Genomic DNA, 241 nt, shown 5'->3' on the forward strand with positions numbered 1-241 from the left:
GACGGGCGGTAATGCTGGGCTGGAGTGTCCATGGCAAGCGCCTCATGCGGACGCTCCTCATTGTAGCTGCGCCGGAAGGCTTCGAAGGCCTGGCCCTGAGCCGTTCTGTCGGCTTCCGGGTCCTTGGCCAGTGGCAGCATGGTCAGATGGAAGCGCTCGTGGCGACCGTTCTGCTGCGGCTTGCCGGGTGCGATCCGTTCCAGCGTGATGCCGAGCTTGATGAAGCGCACCGCAAGCGGCG

The 241-nt window shown here is 65.6% G+C and carries 1 protein-coding gene; it reads right to left on the reverse strand.

Translation table 11 applies throughout. The annotated features are described in order from the left end of the window. On the reverse strand, nucleotides 1–241 hold a 241-nt coding region (locus tag EN804_RS37010; protein ID WP_135922477.1), incomplete at both ends, for an integrase core domain-containing protein.

It is taken from the genome of Mesorhizobium sp. M8A.F.Ca.ET.161.01.1.1 (genome assembly GCF_004792105.1).
Taxonomy (GTDB): Bacteria; Pseudomonadota; Alphaproteobacteria; order Rhizobiales; family Rhizobiaceae; genus Mesorhizobium.